This window comes from Stenotrophomonas sp. STEN009, assembly GCF_056760395.1.
Genome location: NZ_JBRRES010000010.1, coordinates 1 through 21426 on the forward strand (window position 1 = coordinate 1; position 21426 = coordinate 21426).

At 66.3% G+C, this 21426-nt stretch carries 19 protein-coding genes; 8 read left to right on the plus strand and 11 right to left on the minus strand.

All coding sequences use genetic code 11. The features are described 5' to 3' along the window. Positions 1-166: 166 nt before the first annotated feature. From ACVOMM_RS06665 to ACVOMM_RS06675, 3 genes are all read right to left on the minus strand, one after another. Positions 167-1315 (minus strand): cellulase family glycosylhydrolase, encoded by a 1149-nt coding sequence (locus ACVOMM_RS06665; protein WP_111187013.1) that lies wholly within the window; start codon positions 1313-1315, stop codon positions 167-169. A 116-nt stretch (positions 1316-1431) separates the two neighbouring features. Continuing rightward, positions 1432-2574: an aldose epimerase family protein gene (locus ACVOMM_RS06670; protein WP_065182275.1), complete on the minus strand. Its 1143-nt coding sequence runs from the start codon at positions 2572-2574 to the stop codon at positions 1432-1434. A gap of 104 nt (positions 2575-2678) precedes the next feature. Further along, positions 2679-3608, minus strand: a complete 930-nt coding sequence (locus ACVOMM_RS06675; protein WP_481526020.1) for a 2-dehydro-3-deoxygalactonokinase — start codon at positions 3606-3608, stop codon at positions 2679-2681. Between the two features lie 104 nt (positions 3609-3712). Here ACVOMM_RS06675 and ACVOMM_RS06680 point away from each other — a divergent pair, with 104 nt between their 5' ends. After that, a complete protein-coding gene (locus ACVOMM_RS06680) occupies positions 3713-4714 on the plus strand; it encodes a glycoside hydrolase family 43 protein (RefSeq protein WP_481526021.1) in 1002 nt (333 codons plus the stop codon). A 131-nt stretch (positions 4715-4845) separates the two neighbouring features. Here ACVOMM_RS06680 and ACVOMM_RS06685 read toward each other — a convergent pair whose 3' ends face one another. Next, complete coding sequence (locus ACVOMM_RS06685) at positions 4846-5772, minus strand: ParB N-terminal domain-containing protein (protein ID WP_481526022.1); 927 nt, start codon at positions 5770-5772, stop codon at positions 4846-4848. 192 nt (positions 5773-5964) lie between these two features. On the opposite strand from ACVOMM_RS06685, the gene ACVOMM_RS06690 reads away from it, so the two are divergent. The 3 genes from ACVOMM_RS06690 to ACVOMM_RS06700 all read left to right on the plus strand — a co-directional run bounded on the left by ACVOMM_RS06690 (position 5965) and on the right by ACVOMM_RS06700 (position 8761). After that, positions 5965-6126 carry a hypothetical protein gene (locus ACVOMM_RS06690; protein WP_481526023.1) on the plus strand — a complete coding sequence of 54 codons (162 nt, stop codon included), beginning with the start codon at positions 5965-5967 and terminating at the stop codon, positions 6124-6126. A gap of 78 nt (positions 6127-6204) precedes the next feature. After that, a complete protein-coding gene (locus ACVOMM_RS06695; RefSeq protein WP_481526024.1) occupies positions 6205-6906 on the plus strand; it encodes a lasso peptide biosynthesis B2 protein in 702 nt (233 codons plus the stop codon). Positions 6907-6919: 13 nt separating this feature from the next. Then, positions 6920-8761: an asparagine synthase-related protein gene (locus ACVOMM_RS06700; RefSeq protein WP_459062018.1), complete on the plus strand. Its 1842-nt coding sequence runs from the start codon at positions 6920-6922 to the stop codon at positions 8759-8761. Here ACVOMM_RS06700 and ACVOMM_RS06705 read toward each other — a convergent pair. From ACVOMM_RS06705 to ACVOMM_RS06720, 4 genes are read right to left on the minus strand one after another with little or no spacing between them, the layout of a single operon-like run. Then, positions 8758-9468: an ABC transporter ATP-binding protein gene (locus tag ACVOMM_RS06705; protein ID WP_053515807.1), complete on the minus strand. Its 711-nt coding sequence runs from the start codon at positions 9466-9468 to the stop codon at positions 8758-8760. The genes ACVOMM_RS06700 and ACVOMM_RS06705 overlap by 4 nt on opposite strands. A gap of 9 nt (positions 9469-9477) precedes the next feature. Beyond that, the gene (locus ACVOMM_RS06710) at positions 9478-10836 is read right to left on the minus strand and encodes an ABC transporter permease subunit (RefSeq protein WP_459062017.1); all 1359 of its coding nucleotides are present in this window, start codon (positions 10834-10836) and stop codon (positions 9478-9480) included. Next, positions 10833-12296: a DUF3526 domain-containing protein gene (locus ACVOMM_RS06715; RefSeq protein WP_481526025.1), complete on the minus strand. Its 1464-nt coding sequence runs from the start codon at positions 12294-12296 to the stop codon at positions 10833-10835. Before ACVOMM_RS06715 ends, ACVOMM_RS06710 begins: the two co-directional genes overlap by 4 nt. A 5-nt stretch (positions 12297-12301) precedes the next feature. Then, the gene (locus tag ACVOMM_RS06720; protein ID WP_481526026.1) at positions 12302-14665 is read right to left on the minus strand and encodes a TonB-dependent receptor plug domain-containing protein; all 2364 of its coding nucleotides are present in this window, start codon (positions 14663-14665) and stop codon (positions 12302-12304) included. A gap of 138 nt (positions 14666-14803) precedes the next feature. Here ACVOMM_RS06720 and ACVOMM_RS06725 point away from each other — a divergent pair, with 138 nt between their 5' ends. Then, positions 14804-16486, plus strand: coding sequence for an ABC transporter ATP-binding protein (locus ACVOMM_RS06725; protein WP_481526027.1), 1683 nt, complete (start codon positions 14804-14806; stop codon positions 16484-16486). A 116-nt stretch (positions 16487-16602) separates the two neighbouring features. Then, complete coding sequence (locus ACVOMM_RS06730; protein ID WP_481526028.1) at positions 16603-17421, plus strand: S1 family peptidase; 819 nt, start codon at positions 16603-16605, stop codon at positions 17419-17421. Between the two features lie 12 nt (positions 17422-17433). Here ACVOMM_RS06730 and ACVOMM_RS06735 read toward each other — a convergent pair whose 3' ends face one another. The 3 genes from ACVOMM_RS06735 to ACVOMM_RS06745 all read right to left on the minus strand — a co-directional run bounded on the left by ACVOMM_RS06735 (position 17434) and on the right by ACVOMM_RS06745 (position 19721). Continuing rightward, positions 17434-17712: a hypothetical protein gene (locus tag ACVOMM_RS06735; RefSeq protein ID WP_312550984.1), complete on the minus strand. Its 279-nt coding sequence runs from the start codon at positions 17710-17712 to the stop codon at positions 17434-17436. Positions 17713-17899: 187 nt separating this feature from the next. Continuing rightward, positions 17900-18256 (minus strand): hypothetical protein, encoded by a 357-nt coding sequence (locus ACVOMM_RS06740; RefSeq protein ID WP_481526029.1) that lies wholly within the window; start codon positions 18254-18256, stop codon positions 17900-17902. 469 nt (positions 18257-18725) lie between these two features. After that, positions 18726-19721, minus strand: a complete 996-nt coding sequence (locus ACVOMM_RS06745) for a LysR substrate-binding domain-containing protein (protein WP_231107777.1) — start codon at positions 19719-19721, stop codon at positions 18726-18728. Between ACVOMM_RS06745 and ACVOMM_RS06750 the strand changes: the two genes are divergently transcribed. Further along, a complete protein-coding gene (locus ACVOMM_RS06750; protein WP_481526030.1) occupies positions 19720-20748 on the plus strand; it encodes a glutathione S-transferase family protein in 1029 nt (342 codons plus the stop codon). The two genes, ACVOMM_RS06745 and ACVOMM_RS06750, sit on opposite strands and share 2 nt — an antisense overlap. Further along, the gene (locus ACVOMM_RS06755) at positions 20745-21371 is read left to right on the plus strand and encodes a LysE family translocator (RefSeq protein WP_065182261.1); all 627 of its coding nucleotides are present in this window, start codon (positions 20745-20747) and stop codon (positions 21369-21371) included. The genes ACVOMM_RS06750 and ACVOMM_RS06755 overlap by 4 nt, the downstream gene beginning before the upstream one ends. Positions 21372-21426: the final 55 nt, after the last annotated feature.

Consider the following 21426-nt stretch of genomic DNA (forward strand, 5'->3'; position numbering starts at 1 on the left):
CGCTGCTGAAGCGGATGATGCACGGGGTCAGGTAACTGCACTGCGCGGCGGGGGGGGGGGGGGGACCCCCCCCCCAGGCGGTTAAGGGCCCGGGCCCAACCCGCCCCCGCCCCCCGCCGGGGGGGGGGGGGGCCCCCCCCGCCGCCCCCGCCGCGCGCCAGTAGGGTCAGAAAGCGGGAACGGAGGTGCGCGGGGTCTTGGCCAGCCTGCGGAACAGCTCGGCTTCGCGTGCCCGGTAGGGCGTGCCGTCGGCCTTCAGCAGATCGTGGAACCACACGGTGGGGGCTTCCATCGTGTAGGGGCGCTGCCAGCTGTCCCAGGGGAAGCGGGTCTGGATCGCGCCGTCCACGAAACCCCAGTTGATCATGCCGATGTTCTCGCGGCGGGCGATCGGAAGGATCGTGTCCACGTTCGAGCCTGCGCCGCGTGCCAGCCATTCGGTGCAGATCAGCGGGCGGCCGTACCTGCGCAGCTGTGCAATGCGGGCAACGAATGCCTCCGGCTGCTCGTAGTTGTGGAAGGTGATCACATCCGACTGCTCCAGCTGCGTGCGCTGGATCGCGGTGAGCGATGCGGCGCCCGGCGACCAGTCATCGCCGATCCACACGCCGCTGGTGAGCGGCTGCACCGGCTTCTTCGCGCGTGCCCAGTCGAAGATCTTCGGCAGCAGTTCGGCGATGCGTTCCTGCTCGCCCGGCAGCTGCTTGTCCATGTAGTTGCCACCCCCGGGGTTGTCCGGCTCGTTCCACAGGTCCCAGGCCAGCACGCGCGTGTCATTGGCGAAGTGACCGATCACGCCCTCCACATAGGCCTGGAAGTGCGCGTCATTGGCGCGGTCCACCAGCATGTGGCGGCTCGGGCTCTGCACCCAGCCGGAGTTGTGCACGCCGGGAATCGGACGGCGCTGCGGGCCGAGCACCGGATCCGGGTCCCAGCAGCTGTCGAACAGCACGAGCATCGGGCGGATGCCGTTCTTCTCGGCGATGGACAGGAAGGTGTCGATGCGCTTCAGCAGGCCCTGCGGGTCCTGCTGCCACAGCAGGTCATGCAGGTAGACGCGCATGGTGTTCATGCCGAACTGCTCGTGCGCCCAGCGGAGTTCGCGGTCGATGGCTGCCGGATCGAAGGTCTCGGCCTGGAACATCTCCAGCTGGTTGATGGCGTTGGAGGTGGTGTAGTTCGCGCCCACCAGCCACTGCTGTCTGGAATACCACGCGTCGGCTTCGGCCGGGGTCCAGCGTGCGGCGTCGGTCGCATGCGCCATCGGTGCGACGGCGAGCAGCGTTGCCAGCAAAGGGGTAAGCCACTTTCGCATGAGATGCATCTCCTTGGTTCATGAGCTGCCCGTCCTGGCGTGAGCCAGGAGGCGGGCGGTGCGTACTGCGTCGGATTGCCGGTGACGTGGGCGACCGGCGTGCCAGCTGCGCGGGATCAGCGGGCGGGCGGTGTGCGGTCGGTCGAGAAGTCGTAGACGATGCGGTTCACATAGGTCTCGCCCGGGGCCAGCCGCGCCGAGCCGAACGACGGCTGGTTCGGTGTGTCCGGGAACAGCTGCGGTTCCAGCGCGATGGCATCGCCCTGGCGATAGACACGGCCACTCTTGCCCACGGTGCTGCCGTCGAGGAAGTTGCCCGAATAGAACTGCAGGCCAGGCTGCGTGGACAGCACGGTCATGACCCGGCCCGAGCGCGGGTCGTGCACACGGGCGACTTCGCGCGGCTCGCGCGTGGGCGATCTGCTGATGACCCAGTTGTGGTCGTAGCCGCGGCCATGCAGCAGCTGCGGCTCATTGCCCTGGCGCAGGTCGCGCCCGATCGGCTTGGCCGTGCGGAAGTCGAAGGCGGTGCCTTGCACCGGCTGCAGCACGCCCGTGGGAATCAGGCTCGCATCCACCGGCGTATAGGCGCTGGCCGGAATGGTCAATTCGTGATCCATCGCCGAGCCGGAACCCTCGCCGGACAGATTCCAGTATGCGTGGTTGCTGAGGTTGACGATGGTCGGTGCATCGGTCGTGGCGCGGTACTCCACCTCCAGCCGGCCATTGCCCTTCAATGCGTAGGTTGCCGTGACCGTGAGCGTGCCCGGATAACCCTGGTCGCCGTCAGGGCTGACATGCTGCAGGGTGGCGTGATCGGCGGCGGCGTCGACGATCTTCCACACCACCTTGTCGAAGCCGCGGGTGCCGCCGTGCAGGCTGTTCGGCCCATTGTTGACCGGTACCTGATAGGTCCTGCCATCCAGGGTGAAGCGACCCTTGGCGATGCGGTTGGCGAAGCGGCCGACGATCGTGCCGAAGTACTGCGGATTGTCGAGCGTCGCCTTGAGCGTCGCGTCGCCAAGCAGTACATCGGCGTATGCGCCATCACGGTCCGGCACTTCCAGTGAATGCAGTGCAGCGCCCAGCGTCAGTACCGTGGCCTGCATGCCGGTGCCGTCACGCAGCAGGATCGACTCAACCACGGTGCCATCGGCCGTCCGGCCTACCACAGCGCGTTCCTGTGCCTGACCTGCGCCCACTGCAGACAGTGCCAGTACGCCGATCAGCCCTGCCGTCTTCCCCTTGCCAGCACGCATTGCTCAAGACCCCTCTCGATGTCGTGATGCGTACAAAAACATATAATCAGACAATACGCACGTTGCGACGCAGCACGTGATCGGACCGCCGCGTTCGGCTGGGGTCAACGCGCAGTCGCGGTCATCGCGTGCAGTGCGGAGAAGCCGCGCACCACGGCGTCGGCGGACGCCACCGCGTGCGTGGCGATGCCGATTTCCGACAGCGCCGCCTGGTACAGCCGGGTGACCGGTCCGGAGCCCACCAGTGGCACCGACGCCGACCTCAGCCCGGGGAACAGCGCCAATGCGTCTGCAATCTCCGCACCGGCCAGCAGTCCGCGCAGGTAAGCGCTGGTCGCCGTGCGCGGCAGGGTGCCGCGGATCATCCGTGCCCGCACACCGAAGAGCAGCGCACCCAGGCCCAGTCGGCGGTCGGCGCCCGCATGCACACCCTCGGCGAAGGCCGGTCCTGGCTCACCCGGTCCGTCCAGCACCGAGGCAAGCAGGCCGCCACTGACCAGTCGATCGAACAGTTCGCCGGACATCGAGGTCATGAAGCTCTGCACCTGGCCGTCGATCAGCTGGATCCACTTGGTATGCGTACCCGGCAGCGCCACGATGGCATCGGGGCCGACATCGCCGCCGCGCAGCAGCCCCAGCAGCTCGGTCTCCTCGCCGCGGAGCACGTCCGGCATGCCATCCACGGGGCGCACGCAGGCCATGCCGGGCACGATGCTCACGGAGAGCTCGCCGATCCGGGTCGGCACCAGCTGCTGCGCGATCGAGGCAACACCTGCAGGGCACTCCACGTAGCCGGCATCGATCCAGCCGACATTCGACCCGATCATGCCGGCCGCATAGGCGTGGCGTGCAGCCGGCCAGCGTGCGCGGATCGTGTTGGCGGCCACCACCATGTCGTCACGGTCCAGCGTGGCCACGCCCGCAGGCATTTCATGGGCATCAAGCCGCTCACCGTTGGGTCCGATCAGATAGGCGCGCAGATTGCTGCTGCCCCAGTTGATGCCGATGATGCTGTCGGGGTGGTCCTGCTGCATGGTGGTTCCTCGGGACGATGGTGTTGCCTATTGTCTGATTATATGGTTTGGTGGCCGCTCGCTGGCAAGCCTGCCGGCGCAGTTCCAGTCGGGAGGGGAACGCAATGAACGGCACGCTTTCCATGGCGCTTGCAGCGCTGCTTCAGGTATCGACGAACGCGTCCGCCGCAACGCCGGCGGTGGACAATCCGCTGCTGGACTCCGGGCCGGACCCGTGGATCACCCGCGATGGGGACGTGTTCTATTACATGGGCACGCACGGTGATCGCCTCGCCATCCGCGCCACCCGCGACCTTGCGCGCCTGGCTGACGCGCGCGAAGTCACGGTGTGGCGTCCGCCGGCAACGGGGGCGAATGCCAAGTCGATCTGGGCGCCGGAACTGCATCGCATTGATGGGCGCTGGTACATCTACTACACGGCGGCAGCGGGCGATGCACCCGAAGGCCAGGAAGACGCCCATCGGGGGGTGTTCGTGCTGGAGAACAGCAATGCCGATCCGACCCGGGGTACATGGACCGATCGCGGACGGCTGGCCACGGCACACCCCGGCATCGACGGCACCACCTTCGTGACCGGCGGCAAGCGCTACTTCGTGTATTCACCCTACGTGGGACCGGACAGCGTGCTGGCCATCGTGGCCATGGCCAACCCCTGGACCCTGCGGGGCAGCGAAACCATCATCGCGCGGCCGGACCAGGCGTGGGAGCGACAGGGCGGGCGGCAGATCCTGGAGGGCCCGGAGTTCCTGCAGGGCCCACGCGGCGACCTGTTCCTGACCTATTCGGGCAGTGCGTGCTGGTCGGATGACTACGCGATTGGACTGCTGCACGCCAAGGCGGGCGCCGATCCGCTGGATGCGAGCGCGTGGCACAAGGCGAAGCAGCCGATCCTTGCCAAGCATCCTGCTGGCAACGTGTACGCGCCGGGGCACAACGGTTTCTTCCAGATGGCCGACGGCGCGCCGTGGATCATCTACCACGCCAACCCGGGGCCGGACATGGGCTGCACCGCCAAGCGCTCGCCGCGCATCCAGCCGGTGCATTGGAGCCAGGACGGCATGCCGCTGCTGGATGCGCCGTACGGGCGCGGAGTCGGGGTGAAGTGATTGCGTCGGCGGTCGAATGCTCTCACGCTTCTCCAGCAGCCTTGTCTGGCGCCAGGGCGGCCGCGCGGCTGTGATGAAACGCCGCCGCAGGGCTGGAGGTGGGAGGTGCCGGATTGTTCCGATGCTTTGCGCTACACCGCCGGCACCGTGATCCTCTGCAGGTCCAGCGTGGCCCGCAGCGCATAGTTCTTGCGGATCACCGGCACGATGCGGGTCAGGCCTGGATCGAAGTAGTCCCTGAACAACGGTGGCCGTGCCGAGCCCAGATAGAACGCACGGTCCTGCTTGACTGCTGCCGGCAACAGCACGTCACTGAAGTCGCTGTCGGAGGCGTCAGTCACCAGGCACGGTACATGGCGGAGCCCAAGCTGGCGCAGCAGGTACAGGCGATGGGAGCCATTGGTCAGGATCAGGCGGTTGCCGATCCGGGTGGCACTGACGAGGTTGTCGCTGAAGCCCAGATAGATGACCAGCGCGTGGCTGGCTGCACCGAAGGGTTCGTAGCCGGCGATGGCGGACGGGTCGATCGTCGCCACGTCCAGAAAGCGCAGGTCGTTGGAGCTGGACGCAAAGGTGTAGCTGCCTTCGGACCGGGACGCGCGGACCGGCGGGTGAGCGTGCCGCCCGTTGCGTGCAACCAGCTCCATGATGTCCTGTGCCGTGGGGGAGGCGGGGAAGGCGGCGGCAAGCTCGCCGATATGGCGCAGGTTGATGCACTCCTGGAAGACCACCAGCCGGTCGATCTCGACCATCTGCCATGCGCGCGGCACGTTGTTCGTCATGCGGTGCATCGACGGTTGGCGTGGCGCGTGGTCGGCCAGCGCCGCCATCTCCGCAGGAAGTGCATGCACCTCGACCGCGTCGGCGTCGTTGGCCTCTTCCTTCAGCTGGCGCAGCGCGTCGGCGCGGGCGTTCTTCCATTCCTCCACCAGCATCGCCTCATCGAAGCATCCGGGCGGGCATCGCTCCCTGATGAAGCGGATGAACCTCGGCAGCGGGAACGGTCCTTTGAGCAGAAGGGTGGGCTCAAGGCCATCGTCACTGGTCGGGTCGCTCATCCATTTCCCCTTCGAGAAGGCGTGTCGACGTTGCCGGACAGCGACAGTCGTCACACTGAAATAATATGTTATATCGTAACATTTACTTGCCTTGACGGCAATCGCTTAGCAACACGCGCAGCGATGGTGGCTTGGCTGCTCCGTATCCGTGGCACGACGCCCGGATACATCCACTGACAAGAGGAGATGTTCATGAACGATCTGATTGAGCTGGGTGTAGTGGCAGGACAGCAGAACCCTGAAGACCAGGGTGTGGGCGGTGATCTGATCGAGCTGGGCTCGGTGGTTTCGGAAACCAAGGCACACAACCACGGCACCTTGTGGGATGGCGTGTTCCCGACCACCTCGCCCTGATCCACTGCGGCATGCATGACCTGCGGTGCATGCCCTGCGCATGCACCGCTTCTCCGCCTGGACTGAAGAGATCACGTAATGGAACAGCCTGCGGCGCGCTATTTCCTGTCGAAGCAGGCCCATGTCTGTGTCACCGGTGATGCGATGGTGATCCTGGACCAGGCGACGGGAAAATACCTGTCGCTCGACCGCCATCGTGCTGCCAGCCTGGGCGGGCTGGTGCTGGGTTGGCCGTTGCCGGCAGACGGCCGGCGGATGCCGGATCTGTTGCAGTCGCTGCTGCAACGCGGGCTGATCACCGACGATCCGCAGCAAGGCAAAGCCGCGACCAGTGCTTCGATCGCGCTGCCGCGCCACTGGATACGCGACGGTGAACCTCGCGGTTGTCCGCGCATCACCGCACGTGACGTCCGCAGATTCATGGCTGCGTGCATGCGTGCCGGATGCAGCAGGACGTTCCTTCCTTTCAGCCACACAGTGTCCTCGGCGCGCAGGCGTGCGCAGGGATCACAGCGCACGGACGTAGGCGTGCAGGAGCTGGCCCTGCGCGTCCGGGTGTTCGACTGGCTGCGGCCGTTGGCCTTCAGGAAGACGGACGAGTGCTTTCTCTACTGCCTGGCGATGCGCGAATTCCTGTCCAGGCATGGAATCGTCGCGGACTGGGTGTTCGCGGTCAGGACCCAGCCCTTCGCGGCGCACTGCTGGCTGCAGCACGGCGATCAGGTTCTGACCGATATCCCCTTCAACCTGCGCCGGATGGTTCCCATCCTGGTGCTGTAGAGGCGCCTCACGCATGTATCGATACATCGCCGTGCTCTGGAACACCTCCTGCGACTCCGCAACCGCCCGGGCGCAGCAGGCGATGCAGCGCATCGAGGCCATGCACGCCGGCATCACCTGCGTGATGAACGACCACGGCGCCGCGATTTATGTCCAGAGTGACAACCCGGGCTACCTTGACTGCAGCCGCTGCGGCTCGCTGGTCGTGCTCGGCGCGCTGTTCGACAGGACTTTCGGCCGGGATACCGTGCCCGCGCGCGTGCCACTGGATGCGGCCGCCGCCGATGCGGCCTGCCGCACGCAGGGAAAAACCCTGGTGCAGCACTACTGGGGCCGCTATGTAGCGTTCGGCTACCAGCCGCAGTCATCGAGCTGGTTCGTCCTGCGTGATCCCACCGCTGAAATTCCCTGTTACATGACGACGGCGGATCAGCTGACGGTGGTCTTCTCCAGCATGGAAGACTGCCTTGCACTGGGCCTGCGCGATTTCAGCATCGACTGGCTCTTCCTGTCCTACTCGCTGCTGTTTCCGTTCCGTGACGGGTTGCAGACCGGCTTCAGGGAGGTCACCGCCATCGAGGCCGGGGAGGCCGTTTCAATCCGCGATGGCGAGCCGGTCAGCCGGCAGTGCCAGTGGGACATCGTGCGCCTGGCCCGCGACGAACCGATCGAAGACCTGCAGGAGGCGGTGCAGCTCGCGCGCTCCACGCTGCTGGGCTGCATCGGTGCCCTGGCCAGCCGGCACCGGCGTATCCAGCTGCAGCTGTCGGGTGGGCTGGATTCCTCCATCATCCTCGCCGGCCTGCTGCACGCACCTTCCATGCCGGAAGTGGACTGTGTCCACCACTATGACGACGGCATCGGTGCCGATGAGCGGATGTTCGCCCGCATGGCGGTGGCCGGTGCCAGTGAGTCGTCGGGCCGGCGCTGCGGGTTCGTCGAGTACCGGCGGCAACCCCACTGCGCGCTGGAAGAGATCATGACCTTCCCGCGGACGGCGCGGCCGGCACATTGCTCGGGCTACCTTCTGCATCGCCGTGATGTCGCCTTTGACGCAGATACCGTGCAGTTCACCGGCGTCGGCGGCGACGCGGTCTTCCTGCGCTTCAAGGGCAACGCTGCGGCGATCGACCATGCCTGGCGGCGCGGCATCGACCGCCACTTGTTCCGGGTCGCCTTTGAAACCGCACAGTCGGGCGATTCGCTTTATGGCGTCCTCAAGGATGCGGTGATCCATGGGCTGCTCAGGCGGCCGGCCAGCATCAACGGTCGCTGGGGCAACCCCTGCGAATGGGTGAAGGTCGACGCGACCGAGCAGGACGTCACGCCACCGGCCTGGCTGCGCCATGCGCGCAACGAAGGCCATGAGGTGTCACCGTACAAGCTTGCGCACATCAGCCGGATGGTGTTTCCGACCAGCGTCCTTGATCCGTTCGAGGGCGCGGGTCGCTGGCACGGTGTCTCTCCGATCAGCGCACAACCGCTGGTCGAACTGTTCGCGCGCATGCCGCTGCGCCTGCTCATGGCGGACGCGGAGGACCGGACGATCGCACGGCGTGCCTTGCAGGGGCTGCTGCCGGACGCTCTGCTGTCGCGGAAGGTGAAGTCCTACCTCGACGATCATTCGGTCGCGGTCACCCAGGGCCATCAGGCGTTCATCCGCAGCCTGCTTGTCGATGGGCTGCTGGCCCGGCGTGGGTACATCGACAGCGCCTCGGCCGACGCTGGCATCCGCCGGGTCGGCCCGGATCATTCGTCGCAGGTGCTCGGCATCTTCGGCCCGCAGGTCAACATCGAAGCCTGGCTCAGGCGCTGGGCAGAGCGGCCCGCAGGGCAGGGAGCCGGAGTCGCCTAGGCGCTCCGGCTCATCTCCTCGAGGTACAGGCTCTCAAGATCGTTGGCGGTGATGGTGGTGGCATCCAATGTCCTGCGCAGCCGCCCGGCCTGCATGAGGCCGATCGTGGTGGCCACCTCGCGCGCGCGGAACAGATCGTGCGTGGCCATCAGGATGGCGGTGCCACGATCACGCTGCCGCACGATCAGGTCATGGAACTCGGCCGACGCGGTGGGGTCGAGGCCGGAGGTTGGCTCGTCAAGCAGCAGTGCCTTGGCGTCCTTGACGATGGCCAGGGCAATGCCGACCTTCTGCCGCATGCCCTTGGAGTAGAGGCCCACGCGTCGTCCGAAGACATCCGGCGCCAGGCCCGCTGTACTCAGTGCATCCCGCAGCCGGGCGGGTGAGCGGTCGTCCACGCCGGCCAGACGCGCGAAGTAGTCCAGGTTCTCAAGACCGGACAGCTCGTCGTACAGCGCCACGGTCTCGGGGATGTACAGCAGCCTGCGTCGCACCTCCTGCGGGTGCCGGTGCGCGCTGAGTCCATCGACTTCCGCGGATCCGGAGGTGGGGGTGAGGAAGCCCAGAAAGAGCTTGATCGTGGTCGATTTTCCCGCACCGTTGGCTCCGAGCAGGCAGAAGATCTCGCCCGGTCCCACCTCGAAGCTGACGTCGTCGAGTGCCCGGTGGGTGCCGTGTTCCTTGACCAGGTTCTTTGCAGAAAGCATGTGGGCTCCTCAAGGGGCCGCCAACCGGCGACGCATCGATCCGGCGGCGATCAGCAGAATCAGGGTGGCGGCGAGCAGCGCCGCGAGATCGGCACGCACTCCACGCCGGCCCACGCCGGCCGGCTCCACGAACCGGAAGCGGGGCAGGGCTTCATATTCGGCAAGTGTCTGCGGCGCGTCGCGATCCAGGTACGCCTTGTGCAGCAACCGACGGGCCTGCCAGAACGCATGGACCTGGTCCTGGAAGGCGAGCGCGCGATCCGCGTCCGAGCCGGCGATGCGGTCCAGCGCGTCCTGTACTGCGACCGCGGGCATCAGCAACCGCACGTTGTCCAGCACCCGGCGGCGTGCATCCTGCGCCCGCTCATGCGATTCGATCAGCGGCGCAAGGTCGAGATCGGTTGCCAGCAGGTCGGCATAGGCCTCGCGCACGTGGTCCGGAATCACCGGTGTCGAAGAACGTACAGCCGTTGAAGCACTGCGGCGATGGAGTGTCTGTTGCCTGGCCGTTGCGGCCAGCCGCGCCTTCACGTCGGTCGCGAGCTGCATCTGTGATGGCGGCGGAACGGCCAGATTCACTGCGGCGAGGGTCAACGACGGGGCCATCACCACGATCAGCAACCACACTCCGCCGGCCGCAATGGCCGCCTCCGTGGTGCGTCGGGCGAAACAGCCGATCAGCACCGCCACCGCCAGCCAGAAGCCGCCATAGGCAAGGATGACCAGCGAGAGCAGGCCGAGGCCGGCAAGGCTCTCCGCACCGGACCACGCCGCCGCGCCGACCAGGATCACTCCCGCAGGCAGCAGCACCACTGCGCCCCGGGCCAGCGCCTTTACCGCAATCAGCCGTCCCGCCGCGACCGGCTGCGACAGTACCAGCGCAGCGATGCCACGCTCGCGCTCGCGGGCCCAGAGGTCATAACTGGCTGCCAGGATGACCAAGGGCAGCAGAAAGACGATGACGAACGCCAGATCGAACCGGCCTGCGGCCCGCGCTGCCGGATTGCCGATGTCGGCCCACACGTTCCTGAAAAGCTGGGTGCGATCGCCCAGCGCCACCACATCGGCCGTATAGGGATAGGCCTCCGCCTGCCCGATCGATACTGACGCCATCGCAGCCGGCGGCAGCACGGGTTGGACGCGCGGCAACACCGAGGGCGCCTTGCCGACGAACACCCGGCTGCGGTCATGGGTGTGCTGCTCTTCGAGCTGGATCACGCCGATGGCGGCGTTACGCTGTTCGACCCACGCCCCGCCATTCCACGCGGCGTAGGCGGCCAGCGCCAGCAGCAGCATCAGCAGGGTGGGCAGCGCCCGATCGCGCAGCAGCCTGCGCACCTCATGGCCGGCAACGGAAAGACTGCTCATGGGGTCGTCCCCAGGCGCCGGGCCGAGAAGAACACCAGTCCAAGCGCCAGCAGCACCCAGCCCAGCAGAATGGCCAGGTTCGCCGCCTGTGCCGCGGCAATGCCGGCCAGGCACTGTTGCCCCGGCCTGTAGGCCACGGACCGGGTGAGGGTCGCGATGTCGGCACGATGCTTCTCCCCCTGCGGCGCCTTGTGCTGCTTCACTTCCGCATTGAGTGCCTGGATCAGGCGGTAGCGGTAGTCTTCCACGCTCTGCAGGAAGGCCAGGTGCGCCGCGAAATCGGTGCGGGCGAATGCGCGTGACCATGACTGCAGCGCGATGGCCGGAGAAACGAAGGCGAATGCGCGCTGTGTTGCTTGCTGCTGCCGATAGGTCGCATGGATCCGCTCGAAGTGGCGGTTGTAGGTGTCCGTCGAGTTTCTCTCTGCGAACTCCAGGGCCACGCCCCGGAAGTTGACGGGAAGCTCTTCCACCGTGTCGACTTGGTAGCGCGCCATCAGCGCGTGTCGCAGGGCGTCCAGCCGCTTGTCCGCAGGGTCATGGCCATCCACTCCGTTCTCCGCCTCTTCCGTCACGGCGGCCCTGAATGCCGGCGCGGTGGGCGTGGGATCCAGCGATTCGGCCACCGCTGGCGCCATTCGTGGCACCAGCACGGTGGCTACCACCCAGAATCCCAGCAGCACCACCAGCGAGGTCCGCGCCGAGCTGGACAACGCCGAGACACCGACCGTGAGGGCACAGAACACCAGCAGATAGAGTCCGTAGGCCGCGCACATGGCCAGCAGCGCGGCGATGTCCATCCAGCCGGCGTTCTGTCCCGCCACAGCGGGAACCGTCGCCGCCAGCATGGCAAGCACCAGCAGCAGGGAAGCACTTGCCAGAGCAATCAATCGGCCGATGATCAGCACCGCAGGCGACGCCCCGGTGCCGAGTTCCTGGCGAAGGGTTTCGCGGGCGACGTCACCGGACAGCGTGGCGAAGCCGGCAAGGATGATGAGCAGCGGCGCTACTACCTGCAGCGCCCAGGCGGCAGAGAAACCGTCGAACCGGCTGAGGGCGGTGCCCGCGTCCATCGCGCGATGCCTGGCCGGGTTCTGTGCGTGACCTTCGATGAACACCGAGGTGCCCAGTACATCGGTCAGTCCCGGATCGAGCGCGGCCAGGGGTCGCACCGGTGCGGGAATGGCGCGTCCCACATGCGCCGCGGCATGGGGATCGATCACGCCTTGGCCGTCCCACAGCCGCGCTTCCTCCGCTGCTACGGCCTGGCGCTCCTGCGCCTGCAGGGACAGGCGCGCGGCACCCGTGGAAACGGATGCGCCCGCAAGCAGCAGCAGGACCAGGGCGAGCCACGGCAGGCGCCGCTCACGCCACATCAAGGTCAGCTGAGTTGCCGCGACACCGGCAGCTTGCCGAAGCGTCGACGCAGGCCGGAAGCGGGCGGGGGAGGGCGGGCTCATCCGGCTTACCAGCGATGCGTGAGGGTCACCGACAGGAAGCGCCCCAGCGCGGTCGCATTGGTGGGGTCGTAGCCGGTGTTGATGCTGTTGATGATGAAGGGCGGATCCCGGTCGAGCAGATTCTGCACGTTGAGGGCGAGCGACGTGCCTTCGTGGTCGCCGGCCGGGGCGCCGAAGTGGTACTTGAGGTTCAGGTCGACGGTCGTCCAGGAGCTGACGTGTGGGTGGGCGATGTTGGCCGGATCGCGGTAGCTGTCCACGTAGTTCACGAAGACGCCGCCTGCGGCCTGGCCCCGGTCCAGGGTCAGGCCGCCGCGCAGCTTGAGGTCGACCGGGTAGTAGACCGCGTTGACCGCGTCCAGCTCGGGCGATGTGCTGGTCACGCGCCGCGTCGATTCGAGGATGTACTGTCCGGCCAGGTTCATCGCGATCCGCGTCTGGCCCACATCGACGCGATAGGACGCGTTGAGATCGACGCCGCGCTGCGAGGTGAAGGCGTTGTTGCGGAAGCGGTTGTCCAGGATCACCTGGCTGCTGGTCTCGTCCAGGCCGGCTGGGAGTGCATACGGCCCCACACGTGAGACGAACAGCCCCAGGCCCGACACGCCCAGTTGGCGCGCCTGCTGGATCTGCTGCTGCGATGGATCGACGGTCAGGATGTCCGCGTAGGGGGCCGTGGACTGCAGGAACAGGGACGGGAAGCTGCCGCCGAAGCCGCTGCCGATCCGGTCCGCATAGTCGATGTGATAGTAGTTGGCATCAACCGTGAGGCCGGGAACGGAGGGCGGCGCGAACGAGAACCCGCCGGTCCAGGTTTTCGCACGCTCGGGGCCGAGATCGGGATTGCCGTTGGAGAGCATCATCAGGACGGTGCTGCCGTTGGCCGCGTTCGGGTTCGGCACGTTCGCCACGACCACGGTGTTGTTCAGCTGCATGTCCTGGTAGACCGGCGCGCGGTAAGAGCGGCCGTAGCTGGTACGGAAGGAGAGTCCCTCGGTGGCTTCCCACAGCAGCCCCAGCTTGGGATTCAAGGTGGAGCCGAAGTCGCTGTAGTCGTCGTAGCGCGCCGCCGCGGTCAGCGACAGGCTGCGAACGCCGGGCATCTCCTTGAGCAGCGGGATGTTGAGCTCGGCAAAGGCGGACCTGATCGTGCGCTGCAGATCGAGCGGCTTTTCCAGCCCACGGTGATCGAGCAGCTCATAGCCATCGCGGCGGTAACCGACGCCGACCGCTGCGCGTACCGGGCCGGCGGGCAGGCTGAAGACCTCACCGTCGGCCACCACGTCCAGATAGCGCGATTCAGAGTTCGTATCCGTCGGTGGCGCCGTGCTGACGGTGCTGCCGGTAATGGTCGTGCGCTCGTAGGACACCTCGTTCCTGCCGAATCCAGCGTCCAGGCGCGCCTGCCACTGGCGCGGGAGCTCCAGGGTCAGGCCTGCGAACACATCGAACTGCTGCGTGTGCGGGAACAACCGGGTTTCGTCGGCCGTGCCGGAGATGGTGGTGTCCATCTCGCGCTTGGCGAACGAGCCGGTGAGATTCAGCGTCAGCACATCGCTGAGCTCCTGCACGCCATCGACATACAGGCTGTGCCGCTTCGATCCGGGATAGAGATCGTAGGGCCTGACCGTGACGTTCCGGGAGAAATCCTTGTCGGTGGCGGGCAGGTTGCCCTGCTTCAGGAACTCGTAACTTGCCAGCACACGGCCGCGGTCCCACGCCCACCCCGCGGACTGCGACACCTGGTACTCGTCCATGTTGCCGGTGGTGACCGTGCCGTACCGCAGCGACGACTCATAGCCGGTGAAGTCCTGGCGCAGGATGATGTTGACGACGCCACCGACGGCATCGGTGCCGTAGATGGCAGAGGCACCATCGGTGAGGATCTCCACGCGTTCGACCGCACTGAGTGGAATCAGCGATACATCGACATACTGGTAGCGGTTCGATGAGGTCACGCGATGGCCGTTGACCAGGGTCAGCGTAGTGCCCGTACCCAGGCCACGCAGGTTGATCGCGGTGCCCTGGCCGAAGTTGTTGCCGGTATCACGGTCAACACCGAGATTGGCCACATTGGCACCATTGGCGCCGCCACCGAAGTTCTGCGGCAGCTTCTCGAACAGCTGCTGCAGGGAGGCCACGCCAGTGCGGTCGATGGCCTCCCGGTCGATCACGATGACCGGCGACGCACCACCGCCGACGGCATCGCGGATGTTGCTGCCAATGACCAGCACCTTGTCCAGGGTGGCCGTGGGTGCATCGTCGTCGGTGCCCGCGTTCTGTGCCTGGGCTGGTGCTCCGATCTGCAGCGCGGCAGCGATGCTCGCGGCCAGCAACGCGCGCCTACCGCCCTTGAATACCTGTTCCATTCCCCGGTCCATCACTCTCATCCGATATCGGCCTGCAGCACTGTCACGTGCATTTGAGGGCGATGTTATATCATATCATTCAACTATACAGGGACTGCCTTGCCCTGTGGACCGCCGAGACGCCGGGGACCGAGAGTGATGAAGCCGTTCGCTGTGCCCGCGCCTGTCAGCGAAATACTGACGGCCTACTGGAAAGCCGATCGCACGCTGCTGGTGCTCATCGCCGGCACCGTGCTGCTCTCCGGCCTGGCCACCGTTGCGGCGCCCTATCTGTTCTCGCGGTTGATCGACCGCCTCCCCGGGCAGGGCGCAGCCGTCCTGGCCGGGTGGTTCGTTCTCTACGCCGTGCTGCTCGGGGTGGGCAGCGTGCTGCAGAACACGGTGCAGTATCTGTCATTCCTCAGCGGCGAGAATCTGGGCTTCATCACCAGTACCCGCTACTTCGCGCGCCTGCTGAAGAAGACCAGCAGCTTCTTCGTGGAATACAACGCAGCGGAACTGCAGGTGGCCGGCGAAAAGGGGCGGGGGGCGCTCAAGATCGTCGTGCAGCTGGGCCTGGTGGCCTTCATTCCCAGTGCCCTGCAGATCGTGTTGACCCTGGTCACCCTGGGCGCGCTGATCAACATGCAGATCGTGGCCATCGTGCTGGGCTACGGCACGGTGGCCGTAGCGCTATCTGCTCGCGCTACCCGACGTGCACGCATCCACCGCGAAGCGGCCGTCGAGGCTGGTCAGCAGAACGCCCGCTTCGTCGGCAATGCCATGAATGCCATGGAAACGCTCAGGCAGTTCGGCGGCAGCGGCTGGATGGTGCAGCGCTTCGAGCAGAAGGCGCAGAGCGTGCGTGACAGCTGGCGTGCCTACGTGCTGCAGCGCGTAGGCTTCATCGCCCTGCTGGGCATCGGCCTGGCCGTCGAGTTCATCGTCACCTTCACCCTGCTGCTGCCGCGCTACCAGAGCGGACAGCTGAGCGTGGGCGACATCGTCCTGTCCAATCTGCTGCTGCTCCAGCTCAATCTGCCGCTGGAGATGATCGCGCGCTCCATCGATGACGTCGGCCGTTCGTGGAGCATGCTGGCGCCGCTCTCTGCCCTGTGGGCCGCGCCCGAGGAACCGCAGGTGGCCCATGCCGAACGGTTCTCCGCCCGCAGCGGCCTGCTCCAGTTCGACGCAGTGAGCCATCGCTATGACAATGGTCGCGGCGTCACCGATGCGACCTTCCACGCCGGACGCGGCGGCATCACCTTCCTGATGGGAGAGACCGGTACCGGCAAGTCGACACTGTTCAAGCTGGCGCTGAAATCCATCGAGCCCCAGCACGGCCGGATACGGGTGGACGGTACCGACCTGGCACGGATCGATCGCGCGACGTGGCACGCGGCCGTCGCCGTCGTGCCGCAGGACGTGATGCTGCTCAACGAAAGCGTGGCCGATAACATCCTGCTGGGGCGCCCGCGCGATGATGGGCGGCTGCGGCATGCCGCACGCAAGGCTGCCATCCTCACCTTGATCGAGGCACTGCCCGAGCGCTTCGAGACCACGGTCGGGGAGCGTGGCCTGAAGCTCTCCGGCGGCGAGCGGCAGCGCATCGCAATCGCACGCGCGCTCTATGGTGAGCCCGCGATCCTGTTGCTGGACGAAGCGAGCTCGGCCCTGGATGAGGCCACCGAACGCGAGATCATGGGTCATATCCGGGCGCTGGCCAGCGAGGTGACCGTGCTGGCCATCACCCATCGGCGCAGTGTCGTCACCGACGCCGATCGGGTGGTGGAGCTGGGCGGGGCGCAGATCGAATCCCTTGGCAGGCCAGCGCAGCCCTGATTCCGCGCCCGCTTTGCCGGCCTTCGTCGGCCGGCGCGGGCTCTGGTCGCATGCCGCTCACCAGGCAGGTGCATTTGGGCTAGCGTGGGCACTTGAACACGGGGATGCAGAAATACATGAAACGTTGGCTCTTCCTGATGCTTGTAACGGTCCCGTTTGCTGCCGGGGCCATCGTCATCCGTGACGACGTGGACGATGCCCGTTACCGCGTCGATGGATCTGCCTTCCCGGCCCTGGCCGACCTGCCGGGAGAGGGGCACGGCGTACTGATCGCTCCGCGCTGGGTGGTCACCGCCGCGCACGCGGCACCGATGGACGGCATGGGTGCCGAAGTCACCGTCGGTGGGCGCAACTACGCCGTCGAGCGTGTGTATCTGCACCCCGGCTTCAGGCCGATGCCGGCCGCGCTGGGCGAAGAGGCCCTGGCAACAGGCAGTGCAGGGAAGATCCACGCGTTCCTGGCGGCATCGGATGACATCGCGCTGATCCGGTTGGCAACGCCCGTCGCCGCTGTCGAGCCCGTCGCGCTTTATCGGGGCGCGGGCGAGGTTGCGCAGGTGGCCACCTTGATAGGGAAGGGCGCCACCGGGAATGGCGCCGAGGGGTTGATCCCCGGAGGGTCGCATCGCGCCGCCCTGCGGCGGGCGTGCAACGCCATCACTGGCGGCAACGACCGCTATCTCTGGTACCGGTTCGATCCGCCGCCGAGCGCCCTGCCGCTGGAAGGCGTGCTGGGCAACGGCGACAGCGGCGGCCCACTGGTCATCAATGCGCAGGGCCGCTGGCAGCTGGTCGGCCTGGGCTCCTGGATCACCGCCGTTCCCGAGCACGCCCTTGAGGCCGGCTTCTATGGCCAGGTGGTGTTCAACGTGCGCATCTCACGCTACGCCGGCTGGATCGACCGCGTCATGTCCGGGGACGACGCGGGTCGATAGCGGTCGCTGGTTTCAACCCGGCAGCTCGCACTTCATCTTGCCGTCCACGTAGTACGGCTTGGGTACGTTGGGGTTGTCGCTGGTCTTCTCGAAGACCACCTCGAACGAGTCGGCATCCGGCGAGCCCTTGCGATCGGTACAGGCGTCCTGCAGCTTTTTCTTGACCGCAGCAATGCCGGCATCGCGGTTGGCGCCGTCGGCGCTGTTGGTCAGGTTCACGGTTTCGGCCGAGGCCAGCGGGCTCAGGGCCAGCAGGCAGCCGGTAATCAGCACGGTGTGGAGCTTGGTCATGGACTCGGCTCGTGAAGGTTCAGGGGCTTCGAGGATAGTGCGCGGCTGTTAACGGTGCGTGGTTGGGTGTGACGCGTCACGTTAGTAAGTGCCGCCCGCCGGTCAGGGCGGGCCCACATCTACGGACGCTGCGGTCAACGGGAGTGGCTGTGTGTCCCGCGAGCGCCAGCGCCCGCGGGACGAGGCATCAGCCTTCCGGCAACAGGCGTTCACTGGCGTGTGCGGTCAGCCCAAGGCCGGCCATGACCAGCCCTTCCAGCACACGGTCGCCGACGTACTGGTCAGGCTCTCCATTCTTGCGGGCGCGCTCTGCGGCAAGCAGAATTTCCATCACCACGCGCAGGCCATTGAGAGAACAGTCGGCGTCGGACAGTGCCATGCGTCGCCCTGGCGGAAGATGGCCTTCCGGCCAGGGCCGGCCGTTGGACGCGGCACCTGCGCCCATGCTGTGCAGCAGTGAAACAAAGGCGTTGGGATCCGGTGTGGGCTCGTTGGCGGGATGCAGGCGGATCGGGTGCGGAGAAGGGGGGTAGGCGTTGGTCATGGCAGGGCTCCGAACAGATAAACGGAAGCCGCCACCGATGAAGGTGGCGGACGGTGCGAGGTTCGAAACCCGGTCTACGCTAAACCGGCAGGCACAAGGCCTCCGCGCACCGCCCGCCATAGCCGGCCGACGGATTGCCAGCCGGCTCCACCTGATGGGTGATGCCGGCTGGCAAGCCTGTACTTCAGCGTAGAACCGGGGTTTCGAAGCCCGGCCACCCGTTTTCGGTGGCGCGCCAAGAATTACTCCCGGTCATGCGGGAAGCCAAGGGCTTGGGGCTGATGCCGACAACGCCCTCGACGCTTTCGGCATTGTTGCATAGCTGGCCGGGGCAGGGAGGCGCCCATCGTGCAAGGGTTTGGCCTGATTTCAGGCGTGGGCTGTCGTGGTGGTGATGGCTCGAGTCCCGGAGCCTGGAATTCAGGGCAATCACGACACGCGGCAGAAGGGATCTGAAGGTGCTGGGCACTCAGATCACCGTATCGCTAAACGCCGCCTGTTCTTTCAGCCATGCGATCACCGTCGATGCGCCGCTGCGCACATCGCGGTGCAGTGGAAGCGCAATCCAGTAGGCCGGGCCGAGCGCTACAGCGGCATCTTTGAATGGCCTTACCAGCGCGCCCGAGGCGATGTCATCGAATGCAAAGCGATGGCGCGCCAGCGCGACGCCCTGGCCCTGCACAGCAGCCCGAAGCACGAGGTCTGACGATGAGAAGCGCGGGCCGGCAGTCACATCCATCGAGGCCGGACCGTACAGCTGCCGCCATGCCTCCCACGATGCATGTGGATCACGATCATGCACCAGCCGCGTCCCGAGCAGGTCGGCCGGCTGCGCCGGTTGGCCGGAAGCTTCGAACAGCGCCGGGCTCATGACCGGATACAGGACTTCGTCCATCAGCGGCTCGCACCTGGCATCGGGCCAGGGCCCACGGCCCATGCGTATGGCCAGGTCGATGTCGCCGGTCTGCAGGTTGTCGATCTTCTGGTCTACAACCACCGACACCTCAAGATGAGGATGCGCCTGCTCGAGCCGCGGAAGGCGCGGAAGCAGCCAGCGTGCCGCAAATGAAGGTGTGGTCGATACGGTCACCGATCGCCCGGAGCGTGCTTCCTGCACTGCGGTGATTGCGCGCTCGATATCGCGGAAGCTCGACAGCGTGGCTCGGCCCAATGCCTCGCCTTGCGGTGTAAATGTGATTCCTCGCCGGCCTGCAGCGTCGCCGACCAGCCGTACACCCAGCCAGAGCTCCAGCTCCGCGAGATGGCGGCTCACCGACGAGTGGACGATGCCGAGCTCGCGCGCGGCCGAGCGAATCCCGCCGTGGGCATACACGGTGGCGAACGCCCGAAGTCCGTTGAGGGGCATCTTCATGGTGGACTCAATAATAGACCAGAAGCGGCGTTCCTTGGACCAGCTTGCCATCACACGATGTTGCATCGAGTCCAGATCGGAGAGGATGAACATGGGAATGCTGGTCGATGGCCGCTGGGTCGATGCCGATTCGACAATGATCGATGGTCGCTTTGTGAGACCGGAAAGCATGTTCCGGCAGGGTCTGGATGGCATTGCGGGCCGACTGCGTGCACAACCGGGTCGCTACTGGCTCATTGCGTCGTCCAGTTGTCCGTGGTCGCATCGCACCCTGCTGCTGCGTGCCCTCAAGCGCCTGGAGCATGCAGTGCCGGTGCAGATCGCGGGTGGTGAGCGAATGCAGGGCTACGCGGTGGCCGGCGGTGCCTCCTGGGTCGTCCCGGGATGCGGCTCGCGGGTCCGGCACCTGCACGAGATTTACCGCCTGTCGGCACCCCGTTACACCGGCCGGGCAACAGTGCCGGTGCTGTGGGACAGTCAGGCCTGCAGGATCGTCAGCAATGAGTCGTCGCACATCATGCGCGCGTTCGATGCGGCCGATGCGAACGTCGCGGGGGCGTTCACGCTCGTCCCGCCCGCCTTCCGCGGCCGGATCGATGCCCTCAACGCCGCGCTTCAGGCCGGGCTGTTCAATGCCGTCTATCGCGCCGGTTTCGCGCAACGGCAGGACGCCTACGAAGAAGCTGTCGAGAGTGTGTTCGCCATGCTGGATCAGTTGGAGCGGCGTCTTGCGAATGCACGCTATCTGTTTGGCCTGATCATCACCGAGACGGACTGGCGCCTGTTCCCGACTTTGGTCCGGTTCGACGCCGTCTATCACGGCCACTTCAAATGTTCACGTCGGCGACTGATCGACTACCCGCACTTGTGGGCCTACGCGCGAGACCTGTACTCCTGGCGCGGTGTCGCCGCTACGGTCGATCTCGATGTGATCCGCAACGGGTATTACTGGCACGATCGAAGCGTCAACCCGTTCGGCATCATTGCCGCCGCACCCGATGCGGACTGGTCGGCTGCGCACGGTCGCGAGCGCTTCGGACCGGCGCGGGTGACGCTTGCCTCCGGGCAGGCGATTGAGGTCGATCCCATGACGCTTCAGTGCGGAGAGGCGGTGCGATGAGCGCTCTCCTGATCGGCGCAGGTGTCATCGCCGTTGCCACCATCACGCCAGGTCCCAACAACCTGCTGGTCATGCGCATCGCCGCGCGAACCGGATTCGTAAGCGCGCTGCCAGCGATCGCCGCCATCGTTGCCGGAGGATTGGGCATGTGGGCGCTGGTGGCGGCCGGAGCAAGCACCGCATTCCAAACCGTGCCGCACCTGTACGCCCTGATGACCCTTGCTGGCGGGGCGTACCTGTGCTGGATGGGCGCCCGCCTGGTCCTGGAAACACTCCGGCCACCTGAGAAGCACGTGCCCACGCCGACCAGTGTCCGGCACGGCAGCGTGGTGGCGCTGTTCTGCTTTCAGTTCGTCAATCCCAAAAGCTGGGTGCTGGTGCTGACGGTGACTGCCGTCGTCGGCAATGGCGCCGAGCCCCTGCGGACCTCCCTTGTGCTGGCGGCAGCGTTTACGGTGATCTCCGCACTTTGTCTCGCACTCTGGTGCGCGATGGGCGTTTCAATGATGCGCCATCTGGACACAACCGCGGCACGCAACTGGATTGACAGGGTGATGGGCGCGCTGCTGTTCGCATCAGCACTGTTGCTCGTGCTCGCTCCGGCCGACATGCCGAGCGCATGATCCCAATCATGATCGGCGGGGTGCTGGTTCCAGCTCTGAGAATGGCGAAGCCTGG

Excerpts from the sequence above, each read along its gene's own strand:
- ACVOMM_RS06665 (WP_111187013.1), bottom strand. The coding sequence starts at position 1,315 with ATGCGAAAGTGGCTTACCCCTTTGCTGGCAACGCTGCTCGCCGTCGCA.
- ACVOMM_RS06670 (WP_065182275.1), bottom strand. The coding sequence starts at position 2,574 with ATGCGTGCTGGCAAGGGGAAGACGGCAGGGCTGATCGGCGTACTGGCA.
- ACVOMM_RS06675 (WP_481526020.1), bottom strand. The coding sequence starts at position 3,608 with ATGCAGCAGGACCACCCCGACAGCATCATCGGCATCAACTGGGGCAGC.
- ACVOMM_RS06680 (WP_481526021.1), top strand. The coding sequence starts at position 3,713 with ATGAACGGCACGCTTTCCATGGCGCTTGCAGCGCTGCTTCAGGTATCG.
- ACVOMM_RS06685 (WP_481526022.1), bottom strand. The coding sequence starts at position 5,772 with ATGAGCGACCCGACCAGTGACGATGGCCTTGAGCCCACCCTTCTGCTC.
- ACVOMM_RS06690 (WP_481526023.1), top strand. The coding sequence starts at position 5,965 with ATGAACGATCTGATTGAGCTGGGTGTAGTGGCAGGACAGCAGAACCCT.
- ACVOMM_RS06695 (WP_481526024.1), top strand. The coding sequence starts at position 6,205 with ATGGAACAGCCTGCGGCGCGCTATTTCCTGTCGAAGCAGGCCCATGTC.
- ACVOMM_RS06700 (WP_459062018.1), top strand. The coding sequence starts at position 6,920 with ATGTATCGATACATCGCCGTGCTCTGGAACACCTCCTGCGACTCCGCA.
- ACVOMM_RS06705 (WP_053515807.1), bottom strand. The coding sequence starts at position 9,468 with ATGCTTTCTGCAAAGAACCTGGTCAAGGAACACGGCACCCACCGGGCA.
- ACVOMM_RS06710 (WP_459062017.1), bottom strand. The coding sequence starts at position 10,836 with ATGAGCAGTCTTTCCGTTGCCGGCCATGAGGTGCGCAGGCTGCTGCGC.
- ACVOMM_RS06715 (WP_481526025.1), bottom strand. The coding sequence starts at position 12,296 with ATGAGCCCGCCCTCCCCCGCCCGCTTCCGGCCTGCGTCGACGCTTCGG.
- ACVOMM_RS06720 (WP_481526026.1), bottom strand. The coding sequence starts at position 14,665 with ATGGAACAGGTATTCAAGGGCGGTAGGCGCGCGTTGCTGGCCGCGAGC.
- ACVOMM_RS06725 (WP_481526027.1), top strand. The coding sequence starts at position 14,804 with ATGAAGCCGTTCGCTGTGCCCGCGCCTGTCAGCGAAATACTGACGGCC.
- ACVOMM_RS06730 (WP_481526028.1), top strand. The coding sequence starts at position 16,603 with ATGAAACGTTGGCTCTTCCTGATGCTTGTAACGGTCCCGTTTGCTGCC.
- ACVOMM_RS06735 (WP_312550984.1), bottom strand. The coding sequence starts at position 17,712 with ATGACCAAGCTCCACACCGTGCTGATTACCGGCTGCCTGCTGGCCCTG.
- ACVOMM_RS06740 (WP_481526029.1), bottom strand. The coding sequence starts at position 18,256 with ATGACCAACGCCTACCCCCCTTCTCCGCACCCGATCCGCCTGCATCCC.
- ACVOMM_RS06750 (WP_481526030.1), top strand. The coding sequence starts at position 19,720 with ATGGGAATGCTGGTCGATGGCCGCTGGGTCGATGCCGATTCGACAATG.
- ACVOMM_RS06745 (WP_231107777.1), bottom strand. The coding sequence starts at position 19,721 with ATGTTCATCCTCTCCGATCTGGACTCGATGCAACATCGTGTGATGGCA.
- ACVOMM_RS06755 (WP_065182261.1), top strand. The coding sequence starts at position 20,745 with ATGAGCGCTCTCCTGATCGGCGCAGGTGTCATCGCCGTTGCCACCATC.